The 19,973-nt window shown below is 68.1% G+C and carries 19 protein-coding genes; 16 read left to right on the forward strand and 3 right to left on the reverse strand.

All coding sequences use genetic code 11. From position 1 onward, the window contains the following. The first annotated feature begins 55 nt into the window (after positions 1-55). The 8 genes from mqo to FO044_RS06040 all read left to right on the forward strand — a co-directional run bounded on the left by mqo (position 56) and on the right by FO044_RS06040 (position 8,648). Entirely contained in the window at positions 56-1,669 is a 1,614-nt protein-coding gene (mqo, locus tag FO044_RS06005) for a malate dehydrogenase (quinone) (RefSeq protein WP_268896117.1), read from the forward strand. Between the two features lie 4 nt (positions 1,670-1,673). Continuing rightward, entirely contained in the window at positions 1,674-3,611 is a 1,938-nt protein-coding gene (locus tag FO044_RS06010) for an AAA family ATPase (protein ID WP_143965428.1), read from the forward strand. A gap of 48 nt (positions 3,612-3,659) precedes the next feature. Continuing rightward, positions 3,660-4,277, forward strand: a complete 618-nt coding sequence (gene cobO / locus FO044_RS06015; protein WP_132993622.1) for a cob(I)yrinic acid a,c-diamide adenosyltransferase — start codon at positions 3,660-3,662, stop codon at positions 4,275-4,277. Continuing rightward, positions 4,271-5,668, forward strand: coding sequence for a cobyrinic acid a,c-diamide synthase CobB (locus tag FO044_RS06020; RefSeq protein WP_235831487.1), 1,398 nt, complete (start codon positions 4,271-4,273; stop codon positions 5,666-5,668). Before cobO ends, FO044_RS06020 begins: the two co-directional genes overlap by 7 nt. Positions 5,669-5,701: 33 nt before the next feature. Beyond that, on the forward strand, positions 5,702-6,922 hold the full coding sequence (cobA, locus tag FO044_RS06025) for a uroporphyrinogen-III C-methyltransferase (RefSeq protein WP_143965429.1): 1,221 nt from the start codon (positions 5,702-5,704) through the stop codon (positions 6,920-6,922). Beyond that, on the forward strand, positions 6,919-7,326 hold the full coding sequence (locus FO044_RS06030; protein WP_132993620.1) for a hypothetical protein: 408 nt from the start codon (positions 6,919-6,921) through the stop codon (positions 7,324-7,326). The genes cobA and FO044_RS06030 overlap by 4 nt, the downstream gene beginning before the upstream one ends. 100 nt (positions 7,327-7,426) lie before the next feature. Then, complete coding sequence (locus FO044_RS15140; protein WP_244945794.1) at positions 7,427-7,891, forward strand: hypothetical protein; 465 nt, start codon at positions 7,427-7,429, stop codon at positions 7,889-7,891. Positions 7,892-7,997: 106 nt separating this feature from the next. Continuing rightward, positions 7,998-8,648 carry a GNAT family N-acetyltransferase gene (locus tag FO044_RS06040; RefSeq protein WP_143965430.1) on the forward strand — a complete coding sequence of 217 codons (651 nt, stop codon included), beginning with the start codon at positions 7,998-8,000 and terminating at the stop codon, positions 8,646-8,648. Here the strand turns inward: FO044_RS06040 and FO044_RS06045 are convergent. After that, on the reverse strand, positions 8,597-9,343 hold the full coding sequence (locus FO044_RS06045; RefSeq protein ID WP_143965431.1) for a YaaA family protein: 747 nt from the start codon (positions 9,341-9,343) through the stop codon (positions 8,597-8,599). The genes FO044_RS06040 and FO044_RS06045 overlap by 52 nt on opposite strands. A 60-nt stretch (positions 9,344-9,403) precedes the next feature. Here FO044_RS06045 and FO044_RS06050 point away from each other — a divergent pair, with 60 nt between their 5' ends. After that, positions 9,404-11,134: a proline--tRNA ligase gene (locus FO044_RS06050; protein ID WP_143965952.1), complete on the forward strand. Its 1,731-nt coding sequence runs from the start codon at positions 9,404-9,406 to the stop codon at positions 11,132-11,134. A gap of 20 nt (positions 11,135-11,154) precedes the next feature. Here FO044_RS06050 and FO044_RS06055 read toward each other — a convergent pair whose 3' ends face one another. Continuing rightward, positions 11,155-11,580 (reverse strand): ferritin-like domain-containing protein, encoded by a 426-nt coding sequence (locus FO044_RS06055; RefSeq protein WP_143965432.1) that lies wholly within the window; start codon positions 11,578-11,580, stop codon positions 11,155-11,157. Continuing rightward, on the reverse strand, positions 11,577-12,092 hold the full coding sequence (locus FO044_RS06060) for a hypothetical protein (RefSeq protein ID WP_244945795.1): 516 nt from the start codon (positions 12,090-12,092) through the stop codon (positions 11,577-11,579). The genes FO044_RS06055 and FO044_RS06060 overlap by 4 nt, the downstream gene beginning before the upstream one ends. A gap of 104 nt (positions 12,093-12,196) precedes the next feature. Between FO044_RS06060 and rimP the strand changes: the two genes are divergently transcribed. The 7 genes from rimP (at position 12,197) to FO044_RS06095 (ending at position 19,942) form a co-directional block, all read left to right on the forward strand. Next, positions 12,197-12,766 (forward strand): ribosome maturation factor RimP, encoded by a 570-nt coding sequence (gene rimP, locus FO044_RS06065; RefSeq protein WP_132993615.1) that lies wholly within the window; start codon positions 12,197-12,199, stop codon positions 12,764-12,766. 100 nt (positions 12,767-12,866) lie between these two features. Beyond that, on the forward strand, positions 12,867-13,922 hold the full coding sequence (gene nusA, locus FO044_RS06070; protein ID WP_132993614.1) for a transcription termination factor NusA: 1,056 nt from the start codon (positions 12,867-12,869) through the stop codon (positions 13,920-13,922). A 75-nt stretch (positions 13,923-13,997) separates the two neighbouring features. Then, the gene (locus tag FO044_RS06075) at positions 13,998-14,243 is read left to right on the forward strand and encodes a YlxR family protein (protein WP_235831485.1); all 246 of its coding nucleotides are present in this window, start codon (positions 13,998-14,000) and stop codon (positions 14,241-14,243) included. A 102-nt stretch (positions 14,244-14,345) separates the two neighbouring features. Beyond that, positions 14,346-17,150, forward strand: coding sequence for a translation initiation factor IF-2 (gene infB / locus FO044_RS06080; protein WP_143965433.1), 2,805 nt, complete (start codon positions 14,346-14,348; stop codon positions 17,148-17,150). A gap of 66 nt (positions 17,151-17,216) precedes the next feature. Further along, positions 17,217-17,675 carry a 30S ribosome-binding factor RbfA gene (rbfA, locus tag FO044_RS06085; RefSeq protein ID WP_143965434.1) on the forward strand — a complete coding sequence of 153 codons (459 nt, stop codon included), beginning with the start codon at positions 17,217-17,219 and terminating at the stop codon, positions 17,673-17,675. Beyond that, complete coding sequence (locus FO044_RS06090; RefSeq protein WP_132993610.1) at positions 17,672-18,649, forward strand: DHH family phosphoesterase; 978 nt, start codon at positions 17,672-17,674, stop codon at positions 18,647-18,649. Before rbfA ends, FO044_RS06090 begins: the two co-directional genes overlap by 4 nt. A 6-nt stretch (positions 18,650-18,655) precedes the next feature. Further along, positions 18,656-19,942 carry an MATE family efflux transporter gene (locus FO044_RS06095; RefSeq protein WP_132993609.1) on the forward strand — a complete coding sequence of 429 codons (1,287 nt, stop codon included), beginning with the start codon at positions 18,656-18,658 and terminating at the stop codon, positions 19,940-19,942. Positions 19,943-19,973 lie beyond the last annotated feature (31 nt).

Raw genomic sequence — 19,973 nt, forward strand, 5'->3', positions numbered from 1 at the left:
CGCCGGACCGATGCTGGTCCCGGATCGTCGATGGTGGACAATGGAGCGCAGAGAAATTCATCGACGGGTCGAGAACGTCGCCGCCGGTGGATTCGGATCCACACAGTCAGCGGAAGAGAGCAGCAGCGTGTCGCAGAAGGTCATCAAGACGGACGTGGCGTTGATCGGCGCAGGCATCATGAGCGCGACCCTCGGCACCATCTTGCGCCAGCTGGAGCCGAGTTGGTCGATCAGCGTGTTCGAGCGGCTCGAGGCGGCGGCTGCCGAGAGCAGCGACCCCTGGAACAACGCGGGCACCGGTCACTCGGCGCTGTGCGAGCTGAACTACACGCCGGCCGGACCGGACGGTGAGATCGACATCACCAAGGCGCTCAACATCAACGAGCAGTTCCAGATGTCGCGCCAGTTCTGGGCGCACGGCGTGGACAACGGAGTGCTCGGCGCTCCCAACGAGTTCATCAATCCCATCCCGCATGTGAGCTTCTGCCACGGCGAGTCGGGTGTCGAGTTCCTGCGCAAGCGCCACGCTGCGCTGTCGAGCCAGACCCTGTTCGAGGGCATGGAGTACATCAACGACGACACCACGTTCAGCGAGCGCCTCCCGTTGATGGCGGAGGGTCGCGACTTCGCCGATCCGGTGGCGCTCAACTGGTTCGACCAGGGCACCGACGTCGACTTCGGTGCGCTGAGTCAGCAGCTGCTGAACTACGTGGGCCGGGATGCCGACCTGTACTACGGCCACGAGATCCGCAATCTGAGCAAGCAGTCCGACGGCAGCTGGATCGTCAAGGTGCGCAACACTCGCACCGGTGAGAAATTCCGCGTCGAGGCACGGTTCGTGTTCGTGGGCGCGGGTGGCGGCGCGCTGCACCTCCTGCAGAAGTCGGGCATCAAGGAGGCCAAGGGCTTCGGCGGCTTCCCGGTCAGCGGTGAGTTCTTCCGCTGCACCAACCCGGATGTCATCGAGCAGCATTCGGCGAAGGTGTACGGCCAGGCGGCCGTCGGCGCTCCGCCGATGTCCGTCCCGCATCTGGACACGCGCGTCATCAACAACGACAAGGGGCTCCTGTTCGGTCCGTACGCGGGCTGGTCGCCGAAGTTCCTCAAGACCGGCGGGTTCATGGACCTGCCCAAGTCGGTCAAGCCCAGCAACCTGCTGCCGATGATGTCGATCGCTCCGAAGGAGTTCGGTCTCCTCAAGTACCTGATCTCGGAGCTGGCGGCGAGCCACGGAGACCGCGTCAACACACTCCAGGAGTTCGCACCGCTCGCCGTCGGTGAGGATTGGGAGCTGATCACCGCAGGCCAACGCGTGCAGGTGATCCGTAAGAACGGCATGGGCGGCAGCCTCGAGTTCGGTACCGCGGTGGTCACCTCGGAGGACGGCACGATGGCCGGTCTGCTCGGTGCGTCGCCGGGTGCGTCGACCGCCGTTCCGGCGATGCTCTCGATCCTCGAGAAGTGCTTCACCGCTCACTACGACGGCTGGCGCGGCAAGCTCACCGAGATCATGCCCTCCTTCGGTCAGAAGCTGAACGAGAACCCGTCCCTGTACCGCGAGGTGTGGGACTGGACCAACCGCAGTCTGAACCTGACCGGTACCCAGGCTCCGGACACCGACGCGCTGACCGCAGGTCCGGACGCGAACGCCGACACCAGCGCAGACTGACTCGATGTCGGGACCCGGTGCGCACTATCCGTTCGGCGCGGTCGTCGGCCAGGACCGACTGAAGCTGGCCCTGGTCCTCTCGGCCGTGGCGCCGGGGATCGGCGGCGTGCTGATCCGCGGCGAGAAGGGCACTGCCAAGTCGACGATCGTCCGCGGCCTCGCGCCCTTGCTCGGTGGGGCGTCGCGCGTCGTGGAACTGCCGATCGGTGCCACCGAGGACCGAGTCGTCGGATCCCTCGACCTGACCCGGGTGCTGCGCGACGGACAGGCGCACTTCACTCCGGGTCTGCTGGCTCAGGCGGACGGCGGTGTGCTGTACATCGACGAAGTCAACCTCCTCTCGGATCACCTCGTCGACGTGCTGCTCGATGCCGCGGCGAGCGGTCGCGTCACCGTGGAACGGGACGGCGTCTCGCACACGCAGTCGGCGGCGTTCGTCCTGGTCGGCACCATGAACCCGGAGGAAGGGGAGTTGCGGCCGCAATTACTCGACCGGTTCGGCCTCGTCGTCGACGTCGCCGGAGCGCGGGACGTGGACGAGCGGGTGGCGATCGTGACATCCCGCATGGATTACGACGCCGATCCCGGCGGGTTCGCGGCGCGCCACGCCGACGACGAGGATCTCCTCGCGGCGCGGATCGCCCAAGCGCGCGCCCTGCTGGCGACCGTCCAGGTGTCGGCGACCGAGTTGCGCCGGATCGCCGGCATCTGCGCGCACCTCGATGTCGACGGACTCCGGGGCGATATCGTCATGGCCCGAACCGCGGCCGCGCATGCGGCATGGCGCGGATCGGACCGCGTCGAGGAGGAGGACGTGCGCGTCGCCGCGGAACTCGCGCTCCCGCACCGACGTCGGCGCAATCCGTTCGACGAGTCCGGGATGTCCGGCGAACAGCTCGACGATGCGCTGCAAGCCGGTGACGAAGCGGCGGAGACCGGGGAGCAGGACAGTGGCGACCAGGAGAGCGGCGACCAGGAGAGCGGGGACCAGGAGAGCGGGGACCAGGAGAACGGGGACCAGGAGAACGGGGACCAGGGCCCCGACACTGATCCTGACCCCGACACCGATCCCGACCCGGACACCGACCCGCCCGGCGGCGGTGGCGGGGGAGCGCCGACCGGCCCCCAGTTCGGGTCGCGCCCGGCGTCCGGTTCGCCCAGGGTCCGGACCTTCCGCGCTGACGGGGTCGGCGACGGCGACATGGGCAGGCGCTCGCGCGCACGCAGTTCCCGCGGCTTGACGGTGCGGGCGATCGACTTCGATTCGAGCACTCCGGTGCATCTGTTCGGAACCGTGCTCGCGGCGGCACGACGCGGCACCGGAGATGGGATGCCTGCGGTCGAACCCGCCGATCTTCGTGGGGCGCACCGTATCGGCATGGAGTCGAATCTCGTGGTGTTCCTCGTCGATCTCTCGGGTTCGATGACCGCGCGCAAGCGACTCACCGCAGTGCGCGACGCGTGCGTGGAGATGCTGCGCGACTCGTACACCCGTCGCGACCGTGTCGCGGTCGTCGTGGCGTGCGGTCGCGACGCGTACGTGGCGGTCCCGCCGACCAGGTCCGTCGACATCGCAGTTGCCCGGCTCTCCGCAGTTCGCACGGGCGGGCGCACCCCGCTGGCCGCGGGCTTCCGGCGTGCCCTCGAGGTGATCGACCGTGCCGCCCGCACGGACCCGCGACGCCGTCCGTTGCTGATCGCGGTCACCGACGGCCGGGCGAACGGTCGCGGATCCGATGGCATGGATGCTGCGGCACAGGCGGATTCGGCGGCGGATGAGGTGGCCCGGCGTGGCATCACGAGCGTTGTGGTGGACTGTGAACAGGGCTTCGTCCGGCTCGGGACCGCGGTGTCGCTCGCACGCCGACTCGGTGCCGAGTACGTGCGTCTCGACGACCTCGCCGATACCGGCTTGGCTGCGGGCGTCCGCGGCGTCGCCTGAAATCGATCCGGTGCAGACCGGAATCATCCGTACGAGGAGGACTCAAAGATGCCGAAGGGCGTGCCCGAATCGATCCCGAACGACGGACTGACCACCAGGCAGCGCCGGAATCAGCCGGTCCTCGCGGTCCATACCGGGCCCGGTAAGGGGAAGTCGACCGCGGCGTTCGGCATGGCGATGCGTGCCTGGAACGCCGGACTGAGTGTTGCGGTCTTCCAATTCGTGAAGAGCGCGAAATGGAAGGTCGGCGAGGAGTCCACCATGGGAGCTCTCGGGAGACTGCACGATGAGACCGGCGAAGGCGGGCCGGTCGAGTGGCACAAGATGGGGCAGGGCTGGTCGTGGTTGCGGAAGAACACCGACGCCGACGATGATCACGCGGCGGCCGCACGGGCCGGATGGGCGGAGATCGCCCGACGCATCGCCGATGAGAAGCACGACTTCTACGTGCTCGACGAGTTCACCTATCCGCTGCACTGGGGCTGGATCGACACCGATGAGGTGGTCGAGGTGCTGGGTGCTCGGCCCGGCCGCCAGCACGTCGTCATCACCGGACGGTATGCCCCGGACGGGCTAGTCGAGGCAGCCGATCTGGTCACCGAGATGACGAAGGTGAAGCATCCGATGGATGCCGGCCGAAAAGGACAGAAGGGCATCGAGTGGTAGGTGCCCGCACTCCAACGGTGGTGATCGCCGCACCGGCGTCGGGCAGCGGGAAGACCACTGTCACAACGGGATTGATCGGCGCGCTCGCAGGCTCGGGCCAGGTCGTCGCGCCGTTCAAAGTGGGGCCGGACTACATCGATCCGGGATACCACGCCGTCGCAGCGAGTCGGCCTGGCCGGAATCTCGATCCCAACCTGGTCGGCGAGCATCGGGTGCGGCCCTTGTTCGCGGCCGGCTGCGCCGATGCGGACATCGCAGTCGTCGAGGGTGTGATGGGTCTGTTCGACGGACGCATCACCGATGATCCGGGCACGTTGGGCGTCGGCTCCACAGCGCAGGTCGCCGCCCTGCTCGGGGCGCCGGTAGTACTCGTCGTGGACGCCGCCGGGCACAGTCAGTCGCTGGCCGCGGTCCTGCATGGATTCGTGTCGTACGACCCCGCGGTGCGAGTGGCCGGGGTGGTCCTGAACCGAGTCGGCTCCGACCGTCATGAGCAGGTGCTGCGCCAGGCATGCGAGAGAGTGGGGCTTCCGGTCTTCGGGGTGGTGCGCCGCGACGCTGCCCTGGCAGTCCCGTCCCGTCACCTCGGACTGGTGCCCGCGGCCGAGCGCAGTGCGGACGCGATAGCCGCCGTCGGGGCGATCACCGACCGCGTACGCGCCGGTCTCGATGTGCCCGCGATCGTCGCCGCCGCTCGAACTGCCGCCGGGGTGACGTGTCCGCCGTGGTCGCCCGATGACGAGATGGCCGATCATCGGGTGCTCGGACGCCCGGTGATCGCAGTCGCGCAAGGGGCTGCATTCACGTTCGGATACGCGGAGCACCCGGAGATGCTCACTGCGGCCGGTGCGCGTGTCGAAGGATTCGATCCGCTGCACGACCGTCTGCCCGCCGGTACGGCGGCAGTCGTCATCGGCGGTGGGTTTCCGGAGGAGCACGCCGCTGACCTGGCAGCCAACGATCCGCTGCGTCGCGACCTCGCGGCCCATGTCGCAGCCGGCCGTCCCGTCCACGCCGAATGTGCCGGCCTGCTGTACCTCGCGTCTGTCCTCGACGGCCATCAGATGGTCGGCGCCTTCGACGCGACCGGAGCGTTCGGCCCTCGGTTGACGCTCGGTTACCGGGACGCGGTCGCGGTGACCGACTCCGTTCTGTACCGCGAGGGTGACCGGATCACCGGACACGAATTCCATCGCAGCACAGTCGATTTCACCTCGGATCGGGACCCGGCCTGGGGGTGGCGCGGACCGGACTCGTCGGGTGCGGGGGCGCCGGTGACCGACGGCATCGTCAGCGGCGGCGTGCATGCTTCGTACCTGCATGTGCACCCGGCTGCGGTACCCCATGCGATCGGGCGCTTCGTCCGGGCTGCCGAGCAGGCCGGTGGATAGGCCGATGCGGGCCCGGTACTAGGCTGAATCACCATGGGGCACGCTCATTACCTGGCCGGACTCGACCTGCGCGATCGGAGAGTCGTGGTGGTCGGCGGCGGCAGCGTCGCCCAGCGCAGACTGCCGAATCTGCTCGCTGCCGGGGCCGAGGTGCACGTCGTCGCGATCGACCCGACACCGACGGTCGACTCCGAACCGAGGGTCACGGTCCATCGCCGTGCCTACGCGCCCGCCGACCTCGACGACGCGTGGTACGCGATCGCCTGCACGGACGACCCCGCAGTCAATGAGGCCGTCGTCGCGGATGCCGCCGAGCGGCGGATCTTCTGCGTCCGGGCAGATGACGGAAGCGCCGGAACGGCGGTCACGCCGGCCTCCGGCCACCACCGCGACCTGCATTTCGGTGTGCTCGCAGGAGGGGACCACCGACGTTCGGCCGCCGCCCGTGCGGCGATTCTCGCAGCATTCGCCGACGGGACATCGCTGACCGTCGCCGACGAGCATCGACACGAAGCAGGGGTCGCACTGGTCGGCGGCGGACCCGGAGCCGACGACCTGATCACGGTTCGCGGACGCCGCCTGCTGGCCGACGCCGACGTGGTGGTCGCGGACCGGCTCGCGCCGGTGGGTCTGCTCGACGAGCTGGGACCGCAGGTCGAGGTCATCGACGCCGCGAAGGTTCCCTACGGCCGCGCGATGCGGCAGGAGAAGATCAACGAGATCCTCGTGGATCGGGCGAAGACCGGAAAGTTCGTCGTGCGGTTGAAGGGCGGTGATCCCTACGTCTACGGCCGCGGATTCGAGGAGCTGCAGGCCTGTGTGGAGGCAGGTGTCGACGTGACGGTGGTGCCGGGCATAGCCAGTCCGATCGCCGGGCCGGGACTGGCTGGTATCCCGGTGACGCATCGGGGCGTGACTCACGAGGTGGTCATCGTGTCCGGCCATGTGGCGCCGGACCATCCCGACTCGCTGACCGACTGGGCGGCGCTGGCACAGTTGCGCGGCACGATCGTGCTGATGATGGCGGTGAAACGGATCGACGAGTTCGCGCAGGCCCTGCTCGCCGGAGGTCGGCCGGGGGACACCCCGGTCGCGTTCATCGAGAACGCGTCGCGACCGGATCAGCGTCTCATCCGCACCGACCTCGCGGGAGCTGCGGATGCCGCCCGGGATCAGAACCTGATCGCGCCGGCGATCGCCGTCATCGGAACGGTCGCGGGCTTCACCGATGCGGACGAGGCTCTCGGCCGGTGATCGCACGAGTGGTCGCCGGTGTCACCGGCCTGCTTCTCCTGGTGGCGGCGATCGTCTCCTGGACCGTGGATCCGGTCGTCACCGCACTGCTGGTCGCATTCGCAGTCGTCATCATGTCGCTGTGGCAGTTCTACCGGCGACGCGCGGGCATCGAACCGGTCGCTCGGAACGTGTGGACCACGATCGTGGTTCCACTCACGTTCGGACTGCTCGCGGTGACCGCCCTGAACGGCTGGATCTTCCGGATCTCGGCCGATTCCGGCGGCGAATCCGGTGAAGTCGGCATGCTGGTCGGTCTCATCACCGGCGTCATCGGGATGTCCGCCGCGTACGGCTACGGGCGCATCCGGGCGCAGAAGGCTCAGATCGCCGCGCTGGACGACGAAGGTGACGACGAGTTGTAGCCGTTCGAGCCTCATCGTCGATTACGCATCGTCGATTCGCAGTGCTGACCGCTCCTTGCGGGCGTTTGTTCGAGAGAGATAGTATAGAACACACGTTCGAATGATCGAGGGGGCTGATGACTACGACGATCGCCGGTACTTCATCCGGTTCGGCCGCGGCGCTTCCCTCGTCGCATTCGCGGCCCGATCGGACGCATACGAGGGTCTGATCATGTGGCACAGATACGAGGCGATGTATCGGGCGCTCGACTCCACCATGCGCGAGGCCGCAGCGACCGAAGCATCCGGTGACGCCGGAGACGTGTACACGCGGGTGTGCGACCCGGTGTGCCAGGTGGCCGGTCTATACGCCCATGCTGTCGGGTGTCGGCAGTTCACTGCGGAGCTCTTCGTCGATCGTGCGGGTGGCCCGACGTGCGTGTGCAACCTGAATCCGAAGTGCAGGTTCCATCACGGTCTGAAGCCTGCAGGCACGGGCCGAGCATCGGCTGCGGTTCAGCCGCTGCGGAGAACGCGCCCCAGCGGGCGGCGACTCGCACTCAGGAGAAGCACCGCTACCGAATGAGGGTTCGGGCGGCGAATCGGACGGCGCGTGAGCGTGAACTGGCGCGCGGAGAAGCGGCCGTCGACTACGGTGAACCACCCTTCTAGTACCAGGAGATGAGCAGCCGATGGGATCCGCTTTCGCCTACCGACCGGCGACACAGGAACTGTTCGACGACGTCGAAGAGATGCTCGGACCCAAGAAGCGGCCGGACGCGGCCGCGTGTTGGTGTCTGACGTATCGGCTCGGCAACGTGGAGTCCCAGAAGCTGGACCCTCCGGGGCGCCGGGCAGCGGTATTCGAGTTGTGCGGCGCCCGTCCCGAACCCGGAATCCTCGTCTACGACTCCAGTGCGGACGGCGTCATCGGTGACGTCGTGGGGTGGGCCGGTGTCGCTCGGCGCTCGCTCATCACTGCACTCGCCGACGAGCAGGCGTTTCCGCGCATGGCCGACGGCGACCCCTGGACGATATTCTGCCTGCGCACTCGGGGAGGTCGGCGCCGCAAGGGGATCGGTCAGCAGATACTGTCCAGCGCAGTGGACTTCGCTCGGGAGAGCGGAGCGGGCGTCATCGAGGCGTATCCGGTCGACCCGGAGGCGCATATCGCGCCGATCTACGCCTATCCCGGCTTCCGATCCATGTTCGAGCGCGCAGGCTTCACCGTGCGCGACCGGGCCGGGCGAGTACCGGGAGGGCCACCTCGGGTGGCGATGAGTCTGGACACTCAGTCCGTGACGACAGTGACCTCCACCGGGGAGGTGATCTCCACCCGTTGACCCGCGTCCGACAGGACGGCGGCCAGCGCGTTGACGTCGCGGACGGTCCGCCGAGTGCGGACCAGCTCGCGGGCGATGAGCCCCTTGTGGTGCTTGTTGAAGTGACTGACAACCTTGCGTGACCCATCGGCCCCCTCGGTGACGACGGTGGCCGTCACGGCGCCGCTGACGGGACCGAGTTTCTGGTAGACGCCGGAACGCAGATCCAGGACGAACTCGTCGATCGCGTCCAGTGCCGGCGACAGCACCGGCTTCCACACCGATCCGAGGGTGCCGAAGCCGGGCAGCTTGGATCCGCCTGACAATCGGTACGCGGGAATGAGATCAGTTGCGGCCACGACGCCGAACAGTGCGGAACCGATCATCAACCGGTCGGCGGCCTTGGTCTTGGATGCGCGCGTCAATCCCGGGTAGTCGAGGGCGTCGTAGAGCACGCCGGTGTAGCGGGTGATCGCAGTGCGAGTCGGGGCGCGCCAGAGGTCGGCGTTGCGGTCCACCTCGGCGATGGCGGCGTCGCTGGTACCGAGGCCCAGTGCGGCACGCGAGGCGTCCAGATCCGACGACAGGTCCACGACGGCGTCGCCGAGACGGCGACGGACGCCGTTGAGTCGCGGCAGGGTCAGCGAATCGAGGTCGAGCGGGACAGCGGTCCCGCCGTCGGATTTGGTCTCCGAGGGAGGCAGGATCACGAGCACGCGACCACCCTAACCAACCGCGGTGCACCCGAACTAAGCTGGTACACCGTGATCACTCGCATGTCCGCCCTGTTCCTCCGCACCCTCCGAGACGACCCCGCAGATGCCGAGGTGCCGAGCCACCGGTTGCTGGTCCGCGCCGGTTACATCCGGCGGAGTGCGCCGGGTGTCTATTCGTGGCTGCCCCTGGGACTCAAAGTGTTCCGCAACGTCGAAGCGGTGGTGCGGCAGGAGATGGATGCGATGGGAGCGCAGGAGATCCTGCTGCCCGCACTTCTGCCGCGCGAGCCGTACGAGACGACCGGCCGCTGGGCCGAGTACGGCGACGCGCTGTTCCGCCTCAAGGATCGCAAGGGCGCCGACATGATGCTCGGGCCCACCCACGAGGAGATGTTCACCCAGGTCGTGAAGGGCGAGTACAGCTCGTACAAGGATCTGCCGACCACCCTTTACCAGGTGCAGACGAAGTACCGCGATGAGGAGCGGCCACGCGCCGGACTGCTTCGCGGTCGTGAGTTCGTGATGAAGGACTCCTACTCGTTCGATCTCGACGAAGCCGGGTTGCAGGCGTCGTACGACAAGCACCGTGCGACCTACCAGCGGATCTTCGACCGCCTCGGCGTCGAGTACGTGATCGTTGCAGCGACCTCGGGAGCGATGGGCGGGAGCGCGTCCGAGGAGTTCCTCGCGGTGTGCGACGTCGGAGAGGACACCTTCGTGCGGAGCACGGAGTCGGACTACGCGGCCAATGTGGAAGCAGTCGTCACCCCGGTCCCCGCCCCGGTCGCCTTCGACTCGCTGCCGGAGGCGACCGTGCGCGACACCGGCGACACCCCGACCATCGACACGCTGGTGGACTGGGCGAACAGTGCGCTCGACGGCGAGTACACGGCCGCCGACACCCTCAAGAACGTGATGGTGAAGATCCGCAAGCCGGGCGGAAAGTGGGAGATCACCGCAGTCGCCGTGCCCGGAGATCGCGATGTGGACCCGAAGCGGCTGGAGGCGGCGGTCGAGCCCAGCGAGGTGGAGCTCCTCGATGACGCCGACTTCGCGGCGAACCCGTCACTGGTCAAGGGCTACATCGGACCGAAGGGAGTGCAGCGCGCAGGGTTCACGTACCTCGTCGACCCGCGCGTGGTCGACGGCACGTCGTGGATCACCGGCGCCGATGAGAAGGGGAAGCATTACACCGGTCTCGTGGCAGGCCGCGACTTCACCGCGGACGGCGTCATCGAAGCGGCCTCGGTGCGCGACGGTGATCCGTCGCCGGACGGCAAGGGTGTCCTCGAATCGGCCAAGGGGATCGAGATCGGACACATCTTCCAGCTCGGCCGCAAGTACACCGACGCCTTCGAACTCGATGTGCTCGGCGAGAACGGGAAGCCGGTCCGGGTCACGATGGGGTCGTACGGCCTCGGTGTGTCGCGGATGATCGCGGTGCTCGCCGAGCAGATGCACGACGAGAAGGGGCTGCGCTGGCCGCGCGAGGTGGCGCCGTTCGACGTGCACCTGGTCATCGCGAACAAGGACGAGGCGGCGGTCGCCGGTGCACAGCAGCTTGCCGACGACCTCGATGCGGCGGGACTGTCGATTCTCTTCGACGACCGCAAGGCGTCGCCGGGCGTCAAGTTCAAGGACGCCGAGCTGTTGGGCATGCCGGTCGTCGTGGTCGTCGGGCGAGGCTGGGCCAACGGCACCGTCGAGATCCGCGACCGGTTCACCGGCGATGCGGCCGAGGCTGCCGTCGACGGAGCAACCGACGCCGTCCTGGCCGCGGTGCGCGGCTGAGTCGACGCGGGGAGCGGCTACTAGCGTCCCGGGAAGGGGACGGTCACGGGAGTGATTCCCGCGACCTCTCGCCAGTGCGCGATCCGCAGGGCGCACTCGCTGAGCCCGTCGACGCCGTTGCGCCGCACGTTCGGATCGTCTGCCTGCTCGACGAGTGCGAGGTAGGCGGTCGCGCACGACTCCTCCGCGGCAAGCAGCGCCTTCTGGGCTGACCCCGCATCGGTGATGTCGGTGGTCAGCGCGTACCCGGCGGCGGGGACCCGCTCCTGTTCGCCCGACGCGACGACCATCGTGTTGAGCTGGTCACGCCGGACCCGGTGCTCGGCGATGTACTCGGTGACGGTGTTGCGCTCGCCGGAACCGACGAACGCGGTCGATGTTCCGTAGGTGAAGATCGCGGCCAGTTCAGCGTCCGTGGCGGCGATGAGAGCGTCAGACTGGCTCATGCGAGCTGCACCTCCGTCATGGTCTTGCAGGACGCGGAGATCGATGCAAGCAGACCAGCCGCATATCCGGACTCCCCGACAGCGGCCGCTGCAGAGGTGCGGGTGGTCGTCTCGAGCGCGGTGCGCAGCGCGTCGAGACCGATCGGCGGGGTGCCGGCATCGTCGATCTGATCGGCCGACGACGAGTTCACCCGATTGATCTCGTCGCTGAGCGACTTCGCATGCTGGCCGCGCTGCTCGGCGACCGCCGTCAGCGCCGCCGTGTAGTCGGTGTTGCGGGGTGCGAGCGATTGCGCTGCCCGCTGTTGACGGAGGGCTTCCCGTGCATGCGGAACGAGCCTCTCGGCGTCTTCGCGGCGCTCGCTCGCGGTATCGGTGCATGCGCTGATCGACGCACCGACGGCCACCGCCACCGGGACTGCGACGGCGCCTCGCAGGACCGTGCGCCGCGATGGCGCGCGGCGGCTGTGCGTCTGGCGGGAGCGGGGAAGAGGTTCAGGGCGGACGGTCACCCGACGAATTCTGCCAGTTCCCGCGATCGACTACACTCAGCAGGCCCTGATCCGAGCATCTCGCCGGACGTAGAGTGGGCTGGACGCCGACCGAGAGGACTGCGATGAGTGGCGACAGGACCGAAGCGATCGGTGCTGCGGTGGAGCCGATTCTCGTGGCGGCGGGATACGACCTCGAGGAGGTCGTGCTCCTGACTCCGCCCGGACGCCGCGACGTTCGCGTGGTGATCGACAAGGACGGCGGCGCGCCGCTCGACGAGCTGGCGGACCTGAGCCGCGAACTCGGTGCGGTTCTCGACGCCGCCGACGTCATGGGCGAGCAGCACTACGAACTCGAACTCACCACTCCCGGGATCGGCCGTCAGCTCACCCGGCCGCGGCATTGGCGCCGCGCTGCGGGACGCACCGCGAAGATCGAGTACACGGTCGACGGATCGGCTGCTGAGCTCACCGGCCGTATCGGGGCACTCGACGGGGCCGACGCAGGGGACCCGGAGTCGGTCACCGTCGTGAAGGCGGACAAGGGCCGGATCTCGACCGTGAACGTTCCCCTGGCGGCGGTCACCAGCGCCGTGGTCGACGTCGATTTCCGGCGCCCAGGTGAAGCCGAGCTGCGGGCCTGCGGTCTCGACGACGCCGAGATCGCGCGGCGCCGGACCCCGAACGAAACCTGAATCCGGCAGCCCAGATGCGGCATCCGGAATCAGCCGTCCGGCGATCAGACAACTGACAACTGAACAGACAACTCAACACGACAAGCGAATAGGAGTCACCATGCACATCGACATCAGCGCGCTCCGACTGATCGAGGCGGACAAGGGCGTGTCCATCGACACCGTGATCACGGCGATCGAGACCGCCCTGCTCACCGCCTACCGGCACACTGAGGGCTTCGCGCAGCACGCGCGAATCGACGTCAACCGCAAGAGCGGAGAAGTCCGGGTGATGGCCCAGGAACTCGGCGAGGGCGGCGACGTCGTTCACGAGTGGGACGACACTCCCGAGGGCTTCGGCCGGATCGCCGCGACGACTGCGCGCCAGGTGATCCTGCAGCGTCTGCGCGACGCCGAGAACGAGAAGACCTACGGCGACCTGGTGGCTCACGAGGGCGAAGTGGTCGGCGGCGTCGTCCAGGCCGACTCGCGACTCAACGCCAAGGGCATCGTCGTCGTCCGGATCGGCACGGATGCCAACGCGACCGAGGGCATCATTCCCTCCGTCGAGCAGGTGCCGGGTGAGAAGTACAACCACGGTGACCGCATCAAGTGCTACGTCGTCGGTGTCAGCCGCGGGATGCGCGGCCCGCAGATCACCCTCTCGCGAACTCACCCGAACCTGGTCCGCAAACTGTTCTCGCTTGAGGTGCCCGAGATCGAGGACGGCTCGGTCGAGATCGTCGCCGTCGCCCGCGAGGCAGGTCATCGGTCGAAGATCGCCGTTCACACCGGCGTCAACGGTCTTAACGCGAAGGGCGCCTGCATCGGTCCGATGGGGCAGCGTGTACGCAATGTGATGAGCGAGCTGTCCGGTGAGAAGATCGACATCATCGATTACGCGAACGACCCGGCCGTGTTCGTGGGCAATGCGCTGTCGCCTGCGAAGGTGATGTCGGTGACGGTCATCGACCTGGAGACCAAGGCGGCCCGGGTGATCGTGCCCGATTACCAGTTGTCGCTCGCGATCGGCAAGGAAGGCCAGAACGCGCGGCTCGCTGCGCGCCTGACTGGATGGCGGATCGACATCCGCTCGGACGCAGGCGATGGCGGACCTCGGATGGAGGTTCTCAGCGACGGCGAGGTCACGGTCAGCCCCGATGATGAGATAGACTGACTCGTGGCCCTCCGACCGTCGACCTCACCGGTCCGCACGTGCATCGGTTGCCGACGGCGCGATCAAGCCCCTGACATGGTGCGAGTAGTTGCCCGTTGCGCAGACGATGGTGTGCGCACTGTGGCGGTGGACACGGCGGGGAGCTTGCCGGGACGTGGCGCCTGGCTGCATCGAGAGTCCGACTGCGTGTCGGCCGCGGTGCGGCGGCGCGCCTTCGGTCCGGCGCTACGGGATCGCGGTCTCACCGTGAATCCAGACGACCTCGACGATCTGATCGCCGAGATCAACCGAGACGGTTCCGCAGGGAATCAGGACAGGTAGCAGAAGACATGAGCACACCGTGAAGTCTCCACGATGAGCACGTTGACCGAATAGATCGAGGTCGCAGCGGGTAGCCCGCTCGACCTCCAAGTGAGGAGAGCAGTGGCAGGCAAGGCCCGCGTTCACGAACTGGCCAAGGAGATCGGCGTTCCCAGCAAGAAGGTGCTGGAACGTCTGAAGGAGCAAGGCGAGTTCGTCAAGTCCGCGTCGTCGACCGTCGAGGCCCCCGTGGCCCGTCGGCTTCGCGAATCATTCCCCACCGGTGACACCGGTGGATCGGACGCCGCACCGGCGTCCGCCCCCAAATCCTCGTCGGCGAAGCCCGGTGCGAAGCCGGCCGCGAAGCCCGGTGCACCGGCTGCGAAGCCGTCCGACTCGGCACCCAAGCCGGGACCGGCCGCACCGGCCGCTCCCGCGGCTGCACCGGCGACGCCCGAGCCCGCAGCACCGGCCGCCCCGTCGGCGCCGGCAGCTTCCGGCCCGAAGCCGGCTGCACCGGGCCCCAAGCCCGCGGCCCCGAAGCCCGCAGCACCCAAGCCTGCGGCACCAGAGGCGCCGTCGACCCCAGCTGCAGGCCCGCGCCCGGGACCTCGTCCCGGCCCGCGCCCGCCGCGTGTGGGCAACAACCCCTTCTCCTCGGCTCCGGCACCCTCGCCGCGCCCGTCCGGTCCCCGTCCCGGGCCCGGTCAGGGCGGACCGCGTCCAGGTGGCGGTCGTCCCGGCGGCGCAGGCCGTCCCGGCCCAGCCGGAGCAGGACGTCCGGCGGCCGGTCAGGGCGGACCTCGTCCGACCCCCGGCAACATGCCGTCGCGCCCGTCTCCGGGCGCCATGCCGCAGCGTGCGGCCGGACCTAACGCCCGGCCGGGTGGCCGTGGCGGTCCGGGTGGACGCAACGGCGGTGGCGGCGGCGGTTTCCGCGGCGGCCCCGGTGGTCCCGGCGGCGGTTTCCGCGGTCGTCCCGGTGGCGGCGGTCGCGGTCGCGGTGGCGGTGCGGCCGGCGCGTTCGGTCGTCCCGGCGGTGCACCCCGAAGGGGCCGCAAGTCGAAGCGTCAGAAGCGTCAAGAGTACGACTCGATGCAGGCGCCCAGCGTCGGCGGCGTCCGTCTGCCGTACGGCAACGGCGAGACGATCCGTCTCCCGCGTGGCGCATCGCTGTCGGACTTCGCCGACAAGATCGACGCCAACCCGGCAGCACTGGTCCAGGCGATGTTCAACCTCGGCGAGATGGTGACGGCGACCGAGTCGGTCAACGACGAGACGCTCGAGCTGCTCGGCTCGGAGATGAACTACAAGGTCCAGGTCGTCAGCCCTGAGGACGAGGACCGCGAGCTGCTGAAGGCGTTCGACCTGACCTACGGTGAGAACACCGGTGAGGACGAGGACCTGCAGCAGCGCCCGCCGGTGGTCACCGTGATGGGTCACGTCGACCACGGTAAGACCCGACTCCTCGACACGATCCGCAAGGAGAACGTCGGTGCGGGCGAGGCCGGTGGCATCACCCAGCACATCGGTGCGTACCAGGTGAACACTCACCTGAACGGCGATGACCGTCTGGTCACCTTCATCGACACCCCGGGTCACGAGGCGTTCACCGCCATGCGTGCTCGTGGTGCGAAGGCCACGGACATCGCGATCCTGGTCGTCGCAGCCGACGACGGCGTGATGCCGCAGACGGTCGAGGCCGTGAACCACGCACAGGCCGCTGACGTGCCGGTCGTGGTGGCGGTCAACAAGATCGACAAGGAAGGCGCCGATCCGGCCAAGATCCGCGGCCAGCTGACCGAGTACGGTCTGGTCCCCGAGGAGTACGGCGGCGAGACCATGTTCGTCGATATCTCGGCGAAGCAGGGCGAGAACATCGATGCGCTGCTCGAGGCGGTCCTGCTGACCGCCGACGCATCGCTCGATCTTCGTGCGAACCCGGAGATGGATGCGCAGGGCGTGGCGATCGAGGCGCACCTCGACCGTGGCCGCGGCCCGGTCGCGACAGTCCTCATCCAGCGCGGAACGCTGCGCGTCGGCGACTCGATCGTCGCGGGCGATGCGTACGGTCGTGTTCGTCGCATGGTCGACGAGCACGGCGACGACATCACGGAGGCGTACCCGTCGCGTCCGGTCCAGGTCATCGGCTTCACGTCGGTTCCGGGTGCCGGCGACAACGTGCTGGTCGTCCAGGAGGATCGCACCGCGCGTCAGATCGCCGATCGTCGGTCGGCGCGCAAGCGCAATGCCCTGGCGGCGCGCAGTCGCAAGCGGATCAGCCTGGAGGATCTGGATTCGGCGCTGAGGGAGACCAGTCAGCTGAACCTGATCCTCAAGGGCGACAACTCGGGCACCGTCGAGGCGCTCGAAGAGGCGCTCATGGGCATCGAGATCGACGACGAGGTGTCGCTGCGCATCATCGACCGCGGTGTCGGTGGCGTCACCGAGACCAACGTCGACCTGGCAACGGCCTCCGATGCGATCATCATCGGCTTCAACGTCCGCGCCGAGGGCAAGGCGACGGAGCTGGCGAAGCGCGAGGGCGTCGAGATCCGTTACTACTCGATAATCTACAAGGCGATCGACGAGATCGAAGCGGCTCTGAAGGGCATGCTCAAGCCGATCTACGAAGAGGTCGAGCTGGGGCGCACCGAGATCCGAGCGATCTTCAAGTCGTCCAAGGTCGGCAACATCGCGGGTTGCATGGTGCAGTCGGGTGTCGTCCGTCGCAATGCGAAGGCACGACTGCTGCGCGACAACACAGTGGTCGCCGAGAATCTGACGGTGTCTTCGCTGCGGCGCGAGAAGGATGACGTGACCGAGGTTCGCGAGGGCTTCGAGTGCGGTCTGACGCTCACGTACGGCGACATCAAGATCGACGATGTCATCGAGACCTACGAGATGGTCGAGAAGGCGCGGGACTAGTTGAGAAGGCTCGGTACCGGGTGCGTGCACCCGGTACCGGGGAATCGGATTTAGGGGAGTCGATCAATGGTTGATGCTGCTCGGGCCCAACGGCTCGCGAAGCGAATCACGACCATCGTCGCGTCGGCGATCAGTGGCGAGATCAAGGATCCGCGTCTGGCACACGTCACGATCACGGATACCCGGGTGACCGGCGATCTGCACGACGCGACGGTGTACTACACCGTGATGGGTTCGACGATCGATGCTGAACCCGATTACGCGGAGGCGGCGGCCGGACTGGCCGCCGCCACCGGCGTGCTCCGCTCCAAGGTCGGTGCCGGGACCGGTGTGCGGTTCACGCCGACTCTGCGGTTCGAACTCGACACCGTGCCCGATGCCACTCGCGCGATGGACGAACTGCTGGCGAAAGCGCGGGCTCAGGACGAGCTCGTCGCGCGTGCGGCGAGGGACGCCGAGCCCGCGGGCGATGACGATCCCTACTATCACGAGGACGGCGAAGCCGGTCAGGACGCCAGAGGGTGAACCGGGCTTCCGCAGGGACGGTCGCCTCTGTTCTGTCGGGGGCCGACTCGGTGGTGATCATCAGTCACGTGCGGCCCGACCCGGACACCATCGGCAGTGCTCTCGGCCTCGGTCTGGGGCTCGTGTCGCTGGGCATCCCGGTGCGCTGCGGCTTCTCGGGCCCGGAGACACTCCCGCGAACACTGCGTGAGCTGCCCGGTGCCGAGCTGCTGGCACCGTTGTCGGCACCGTCGCCGGGGGAGATCGCGGTCGCGGTCGACGCCGCGTCGGTGGGCCGGCTCGGAGACTACGAGAGTGTGTTCACGGCGGCGAGCCGCACGATCTGCATCGACCATCATGTCTCGAATCCGGGCTTCGGCGACTTCGATCTGGTCGACTCGGAGTCCGACTGCACTGCAGTCCTCATCCTGGACGTGCTGGACGAGCTCGGCGTGGAGCTGACCGCCGACATCGCGACCTGCCTGTACGCGGGTCTGGTCACCGACACGGGGTCGTTCAAGTGGGCTCGACCGGCGTCTTTCGAAGTCGCAGCCCGGCTGCTGCACGCAGGAGTGAACGCCGCGAAGTGGAGTCGGGTGCTGTTGGACTCGCACCCGTACCCGTGGCTGCGCATGCTGTCGGATGTGCTCGCCTCGTCCCACCTGGACGAGACGGCATGCGGCGGCAGGGGCCTGGTGGTCGCGACGGTTCTGGCCGACCAACTGGGCGGAATGAGCTGGGACGAGTCCGAGAGCGTGATCGACGTGGTGCGAACCGCGCGCGAAGCGGAAGTCGCCGCGGTATTCAAGGAGTCGACGCCGGGATCCTGGGCAGTCTCGCTGCGTAGCAAGACCAGCGTGGACCTGGTCCCGGTAGCGCGTGCGCTCGGCGGCGGCGGACATACGCGCGCTGCGGGCTACTCCGATTCCGGGACGGCGGACGAGGTCGTCGCGAGGTTGCGCGCGGAGCTCGAACGCTCAGCGAACAGCGAGTAGTACGCGATGCTGCGACTCGCGTCGTCGGCACTCGTGGTGCTCATCGCACCGCCCCTCTACCTGATGCTCGACCTGGCGGTCGTCGGCCGACTCGGTGCAACCGAGCTCGCGGCACTCGCGGTGGCGACTCTCGTGCTCGCGGTCATCAGCACTCAGCTCACGTTCCTCTCGTACGGCACGACGGCTCGCTCGGCTCGCTCCTACGGTGCGGGCGACCGCGACGGGGCCGTCTCCGAGGGAGTCCAGGCGACGTGGATCGCACTGGGCGTCGGCGCGTTGATCGTCGTCGCGGCCTGGCTGTCCGCTCCGTGGGTGACCTCGGTGCTGGTGCCGGATGCCGCCGTGGCCGCCGACGCTGCGCGGTGGCTCCGGATCGCCGTGTTCGGGGTGCCGGTCATTCTCGTGGCGATGGCGGGCAATGGCTGGATGCGCGGCGTGCAGGAGGCGCGGCGGCCGGTGATCTACGTGGTGTGCGGTCTCGGTGTCGGAGCGGTGCTGTGCGTCGGTCTGGTCCACGGCGTCGGGCCGATGCCACGACTCGGCCTCGAGGGCAGCGCCGTGTCGAACTTGGTGGGGCAGTCGATCACCGGAATCCTGTTCGGCGCACGTCTGCACCGTGAGGCGTCCAGGAGCCGGTCGATCGGTCTGGCGCCGCAGCGATCCCGGATCACGGCGCAACTGTCGATGGGACGCGACCTGATCCTGCGCAGCATGTCGTTCCAGATCTGCTTCGTATCCGCGGCTGCGGTCGCCGCGCGATTCGGTGTCGCACAGGTCGCGGCCCATCAGGTGGTCCTGCAACTGTGGGAGTTCATGTCGCTGCTGCTCGATTCGCTCGCGATAGCCGCGCAGCAACTCGTCGGCGCCGCGCTCGGGGCCAGGACCTTCGATGCGGCTCGTCGCACCGCCCGGCATGTGACCGCGGTGTCGCTCGCCGTAGCGGTGGGTCTGGGTGCGGTGCTGGCAGCGGGTGCGGGGGTGCTGCCGCGGATCTTCACCTCCGACTCCGGGGTACTCGATGCGATCGCTACTCCGTGGTGGTTCTTCGTCGCGATGCTGCCGATCGCCGGCGTGGTCTTCGCGCTCGACGGCGTACTGCTGGGCAGCGGTGACGCGGCTTTCCTGCGGACCGCGACCCTGGCCGGTGCGCTGTGTGCGTTCCTGCCGATGATCTGGCTGTCGTTGGTGTTCGACTGGGGGCTGGCCGGCATCTGGGCGGGACTGATGTCGTTCATGATCACCCGCCTCGGTGCGGTGGTGTGGCGCGTGCGTTCCGGGGTATGGGTGCGTTGACGGCCGGATACCGCGCGGACTAATGTAATGA

The organism is Gordonia zhaorongruii (assembly GCF_007559005.1).
GTDB classification, from domain to species: domain Bacteria; phylum Actinomycetota; class Actinomycetes; order Mycobacteriales; family Mycobacteriaceae; genus Gordonia; species Gordonia zhaorongruii.

Bases quoted from the DNA above. Each gene is read 5' to 3' on its own strand.
- FO044_RS06010 (WP_143965428.1), top strand. From the start codon at position 1,674: ATGTCGGGACCCGGTGCGCACTATCCGTTCGGCGCGGTCGTCGGCCAG.
- cobO (WP_132993622.1), top strand. From the start codon at position 3,660: ATGCCGAAGGGCGTGCCCGAATCGATCCCGAACGACGGACTGACCACC.
- cobA (WP_143965429.1), top strand. From the start codon at position 5,702: ATGGGGCACGCTCATTACCTGGCCGGACTCGACCTGCGCGATCGGAGA.
- FO044_RS15140 (WP_244945794.1), top strand. From the start codon at position 7,427: ATGATCGAGGGGGCTGATGACTACGACGATCGCCGGTACTTCATCCGG.
- FO044_RS06040 (WP_143965430.1), top strand. From the start codon at position 7,998: ATGGGATCCGCTTTCGCCTACCGACCGGCGACACAGGAACTGTTCGAC.
- FO044_RS06050 (WP_143965952.1), top strand. From the start codon at position 9,404: ATGTCCGCCCTGTTCCTCCGCACCCTCCGAGACGACCCCGCAGATGCC.
- FO044_RS06055 (WP_143965432.1), bottom strand. From the start codon at position 11,580: ATGAGCCAGTCTGACGCTCTCATCGCCGCCACGGACGCTGAACTGGCC.
- rimP (WP_132993615.1), top strand. From the start codon at position 12,197: ATGAGTGGCGACAGGACCGAAGCGATCGGTGCTGCGGTGGAGCCGATT.
- nusA (WP_132993614.1), top strand. From the start codon at position 12,867: ATGCACATCGACATCAGCGCGCTCCGACTGATCGAGGCGGACAAGGGC.
- FO044_RS06075 (WP_235831485.1), top strand. From the start codon at position 13,998: ATGGTGCGAGTAGTTGCCCGTTGCGCAGACGATGGTGTGCGCACTGTG.
- rbfA (WP_143965434.1), top strand. From the start codon at position 17,217: ATGGTTGATGCTGCTCGGGCCCAACGGCTCGCGAAGCGAATCACGACC.
- FO044_RS06095 (WP_132993609.1), top strand. From the start codon at position 18,656: ATGCTGCGACTCGCGTCGTCGGCACTCGTGGTGCTCATCGCACCGCCC.